Raw genomic sequence first — 4,670 nt, 5'->3', positions numbered from 1 at the left:
TTTCAAGGAACGTATACGAATTAAAGGGGCAAATCAATTCTGGAATATACCTGATATAGAGTTTGCAAACGCTAAACTGTTAAATCTGCCTGATGGATACTATCTAGCAATAACAACATACCAGAATAAGGGAGGTGAGACAAGGAAATATAAACCCGAAATCGGAATAGATATGGGCATTAAGACGACAATAACGACATCTGAGGGTAAAAAATATAAAGTGCTGATTGGAGAAAGTGAACGAATAAAGAAATGCCAGCGGTTAATAGCTCGGCGGAAAAAAGGTTCAAACAGTCGGTACAAAGCAGTGAAATTGCTTCGCATGGCATATCAGAAATTATCAAGCCGTAAAAAGGACACAGCGAATAAAATTGTGCATGAGTTATTGGAACATGAGCGAATATACATGCAAGATGAAAATCTTTCCGGATGGCATAAGGGCTTGTTTGGGCGAACGGTACAGCATTCAGTGTTAGGACTAGTGAAAGGAAAACTAGTGAGACATGAGCGAGTAACAGTCCTGTTATCAAGAGAACCAACAACGAAATATTGCCCTAATTGCGGAAGGCTGAAGAAAGATATAACGTTAGCGGACCGAGTATATGAGTGTGAATGCGGGTATATGGAAGACCGTGATGTACACGCGGCACGGAACATGATATTGCTTGCGAAAAGAAATACCTGTGGGATGCAGGGAATCCACGCCTTTGGAGAGGACGTAAGACGACATGAGTCGCAAGATTTGTGTTGCAACCTCGTAGAATTAGGAAGCCCCCGCTTCTCTCGGAGCGCAAGACATAAGCGGTGGTAGTTCACAGAAAGCCGGAATGATAACGATTATGTATACATATTCGTTTGAGCTTGACGAAACGGACAAGAATTTTCTTGAGGCTTACGCGGAAGAAACCGGGGAGTCTATCGGAGAGATGGCAAAAAGATTCATGCTTGAACATGTCGAGGATGTCATGGACGCAAGAGAAGCTGATAAAGCATTGGCGGAATACCTTGCTAATCCTGTAAGTTACAGGCTCAATGAGGTAATAAATGAAATAAATGAAAACTTAGTATACAATTCAGAAGAAATGCAAAGAAGTTAGGAGAGAAATACACATGCTTGAAGAAATGTACAGGGCTTACGGGCAGATATTCGGCTCAGAGTCAACCGCAGAGCCGTTTTTTTCCCCCGGCCGCGTCAATCTCATCGGCGAACACACAGACCATGAAGGCGGATACGTGTTCCCCTGCGCTATTGATTTCGGAATTTATGCCCTCGCGCAGAAAAATTCACTCGGAAAACTCCGGCTCTATTCCATGAATTTTGACGGGGATTATGACTCGCCGTTCGAGACTGAGTACGACAGAATCACCGGGAAATTATCCGGCCCGCGCTCATGGGTCAATTACCCTCTTGGAGTCGTCAGCGCAATCAGGAAGCATTGCAGACAGTTTCATTCCGGCGTTGATATTCTGTATTATGGGAATCTCCCGGACGGGGCTGGCCTGTCATCGTCAGCGGCACTTGAAGTATTGACCGTAAAAATATTCAGCGAGCTTTTAGAGTTTGGGATTGACGGAGTAGACGCGGCACTTTACGCGCAGGAGGCTGAGAATAATTTTGTCGGAGTCCACTGCGGAATAATGGATCAGTTCGCCGTAAGCATGGGCAGAAAGAATCACGCTGTCCTCCTCAACTGCTCAACACTCGAATATTCATACGCACCTATAGAGCTTGGCACTAAAAGAATCATCATCACAAACTCTAATGTCCCTCATTCCCTCGCAGGAAGTGAATACAATCTCCGCCGGCAGCAGTGCGAGAACGCTTTAGCCGACATAAAGAGAGTCCGCGATATATCATGCCTCTGCGATTTGTCCGTGAATGAGCTTGACGAATTAGCGTACACCGTCAAAGACCCCGTGAATCTCCGCAGGGCTTTTCACGCAGTCAGCGAGAACGAACGCGCCAAACGCGCCGCGGAAGCCCTGAGAGCCGGAGACCTTCAGACATTCGGGCGGCTCATGAACGCCTCACACGTATCACTCCGCGACAATTACGCCGTAACAGTCCCCGAACTAGACATATTAGCCTCGCTTGCGTGGGAATTTCCCGGCGTTGTCGGCTCAAGGATGACTGGCGGCGGATTCGGAGGCTGTACAGTCAGCATTGTGGAGGGCGAAAAGGTCAGCGGCTTCAAGTCCCACATCGGCGCGGAATATGAGCGTCTCACAGGGCGCAGGGCTTCTTTCTACGAGACAGGCATAACGGACGGAGCCGGGCGGATACATGAATGACATCTTCAGCCGTTACCGCAAAGCCATAATCACAGGCGGAGGAGTATTAATCTTCCTCATTGCCGGACTAATCACGATGATATTCACAGACTCAGGGAACGAGAGTCCCCCGGCAAAATTTCAGCCGTCAGAAACAAAATCACAGTCCCAGAATCAACCCGACAATCCCGAAACTGTCCCCGAAAAAACGACTCAGCCTTCACGAATCCTTTATGTATATATCACAGGTGAAATCAGGAAGCCGGGAGTCTATAAGCTCTCGGAGGACGCTAGAATCTTTCAGCTTGTTGACATGGCCGGGGGATTCACCGCAAAGGCCGACACAGAATCGCTCAACCTCGCCGAAAATCTTTCTGACGGAAGCCACGTACATATAGCCGCGAAATTACAGCAGGCCAGAACCGCGAACCAGTCCCCGACAATACCCGGACTTCCCGCAAATGCCCGGACAAAAAGCACCGTAACACAATCACATTCACGGTCAGGAAAAATCAACGTCAACACCGCAAATCAATCCGAACTAGAGAGCCTCCCCGGAATCGGCCCGGCAATCGCACAGCGCATAATAGACTACAGGAACACTCACGGAAATTTTGCCCGCCCTGAAGATTTGATTAACGTCCGGGGAATAGGCCAGGCGAAATTAGCGCAGGTTCTCCCGCTCATTACGGCCATGAATACAGGCTCACGGGTATCACAGCCATCATCATCAGCCGGATTAATCGACATAAATCACGCGAATCAGAAAGAACTTGAGCGGCTGCCCGGAGTCGGCCCTGCAACAGCAAAAAGAATCATCGACTACAGGAACAATCACGGACGCTTCAACAGCCCTGAAGACCTCACGAACATACGCGGAATAAGCCGGGCAAAGCTCGACAATATGCGGGACATGATAGCCGTACGCTGATGGAGATATTGAGACGCTCCCCGATGCTGGCGGTTCTTGCCTCACTGACAGCGGGCGCGGGACTCTATGACAGGGCGGGAATATGGGCGTTCCTCGTAATCGTTCCCGGAATTTTCGCGGGGATAATGTTCCTGTCGTATGAATGGGATTTGCCCGGACAGTGGCAGGTTTTCGCGTTCAGCCTCGTGCTGACTCTGCTGTGTTCGTGGAGAATGTATGCGGTGATTTCGTCGCCTCCTCCTGAGAATGTTATCTTTGTCGCTGAGGAAGGGACTGTTACGGACGTTCGCGAATGGGGCAGGATTTATGCGAATGTCATCGACACGGACAGCCGCGGGAAATATGTAGCCTTCACGCATTTTTCGGAGTTCATGAAGGGGGCGAGGGTGAAATTTGACGGTGCTACACGTGATTTTCGTCCCAAGAGGAATGATTCTGACTTTGACGAGGGGCGTTACTGGCGCGGGCGTGGCGTGAACGGAATAATTACCCTCCATGACCCGGAGGAATTGCCCGAAAGATTCAGCATGTCCCTAATGCGCGGGAAACTGTCCCGGAAACTTTCGATATATACCCCTGAGAGGACATCGCGCTATTTGCGGGCGGCGTGGCTCGGCGAGAGGGATAAATCGCTGTACGAGTTTCACACAAAATGCGGGACTGTCCATATTCTTGCGGTGTCGGGATTTCATGTAGGAGTCGTGATGATGATAGCAATATTTTTCTTGGGACGGAAGACTCTAATCCTCACGGTAATATTATGGGCGTATATTCTGCTGACGGGGGCGGCTCCAAGCGCAATGAGGGCGGGAATGATGATACAGATATATTTATGTGCGAGGCTCGTACACCGTCCATATAACGGAGTGAACAGCGTGTGCTGTGCGGGAGTGATGTTGCTGATGCTGTTGCCGTTCCTGTTCTGGGACATTGGCTGGCGGCTGTCGGTAATTTCTGCGCTGACAATTTCGGCCATGATTGAGTCGGGTTATTCGTGGCTGATGATAAGTCCTGCTGTAGGACTCGTAACATTTCCGCAGGTCGCGTACACTTTCGGGGGAGTGCCTCTTGTCGGGGTAATCCTGAATCTTTTCGCGCCTGTATATTTCTCGTTTGCGTTCACGATTGCGTCATTCGGGGGAATTTTGCGGCTGATGAATTTTCCGCTGAGTCAGTATTTCATGATGACGGTTGAAGGGATATTTATCCTGTGGGAAAAAATTGCGGGTGCGTTCCTGAATGTTATTCCGAATGCGGTGAGCTGGAATTATTTTACGGCGTGGATGGGGTGCGGGGTGCTTGTGTTCTTTGTGTGCAGGTACTTGAGGCTTGCCCCTCTGAGGACGGCGGCGGCTATGGGCGTGATTGGCTTTGCGGCGTTCGCGGTGTTCCTGTAAAATAATGCGTAATCCCAAAAAGGACGGTTGACAGACCATGAAAAATAGTATAATGGACTCAGGACTCAGGA

5 protein-coding genes are annotated in these 4,670 nt (G+C 49.4%); all 5 read left to right on the top strand.

Going from position 1 to position 4,670, the window contains the following annotated elements:
• On the top strand, window positions 1-811 hold an 811-nt coding region (locus tag IKQ95_05425; GenBank protein ID MBR4196136.1), incomplete at its 5' end, for a transposase.
• Window positions 812-827: 16 nt separating this feature from the next.
• Window positions 828-1,097, top strand: coding sequence for a hypothetical protein (locus IKQ95_05420; GenBank protein ID MBR4196135.1), 270 nt, complete (start codon window positions 828-830; stop codon window positions 1,095-1,097).
• Between the two features lie 13 nt (window positions 1,098-1,110).
• Window positions 1,111-2,292 (top strand): galactokinase, encoded by a 1,182-nt coding sequence (locus tag IKQ95_05415; GenBank protein MBR4196134.1) that lies wholly within the window; start codon window positions 1,111-1,113, stop codon window positions 2,290-2,292.
• Window positions 2,285-3,202 (top strand): helix-hairpin-helix domain-containing protein, encoded by a 918-nt coding sequence (locus IKQ95_05410; GenBank protein ID MBR4196133.1) that lies wholly within the window; start codon window positions 2,285-2,287, stop codon window positions 3,200-3,202. The genes IKQ95_05415 and IKQ95_05410 overlap by 8 nt, the downstream gene beginning before the upstream one ends.
• Window positions 3,202-4,599, top strand: a complete 1,398-nt coding sequence (locus tag IKQ95_05405; protein MBR4196132.1) for a ComEC/Rec2 family competence protein — start codon at window positions 3,202-3,204, stop codon at window positions 4,597-4,599. The genes IKQ95_05410 and IKQ95_05405 overlap by 1 nt, the downstream gene beginning before the upstream one ends.
• Window positions 4,600-4,670: the final 71 nt, after the last annotated feature.

This window comes from Synergistaceae bacterium (assembly GCA_017540085.1).
Classification (GTDB): Bacteria; Synergistota; Synergistia; order Synergistales; family Aminobacteriaceae; genus JAFUXM01.
Note: the sequence above shows the minus strand (reverse complement) of the source record. Positions and strands in the feature narration are given on the sequence as shown.

Coding starts and splice junctions, on each gene's coding strand:
- IKQ95_05405 (MBR4196132.1), top strand. CDS start 3,202: ATGGAGATATTGAGACGCTCCCCGATGCTGGCGGTTCTTGCCTCACTG.
- IKQ95_05410 (MBR4196133.1), top strand. CDS start 2,285: ATGAATGACATCTTCAGCCGTTACCGCAAAGCCATAATCACAGGCGGA.
- IKQ95_05415 (MBR4196134.1), top strand. CDS start 1,111: ATGCTTGAAGAAATGTACAGGGCTTACGGGCAGATATTCGGCTCAGAG.
- IKQ95_05420 (MBR4196135.1), top strand. CDS start 828: ATGATAACGATTATGTATACATATTCGTTTGAGCTTGACGAAACGGAC.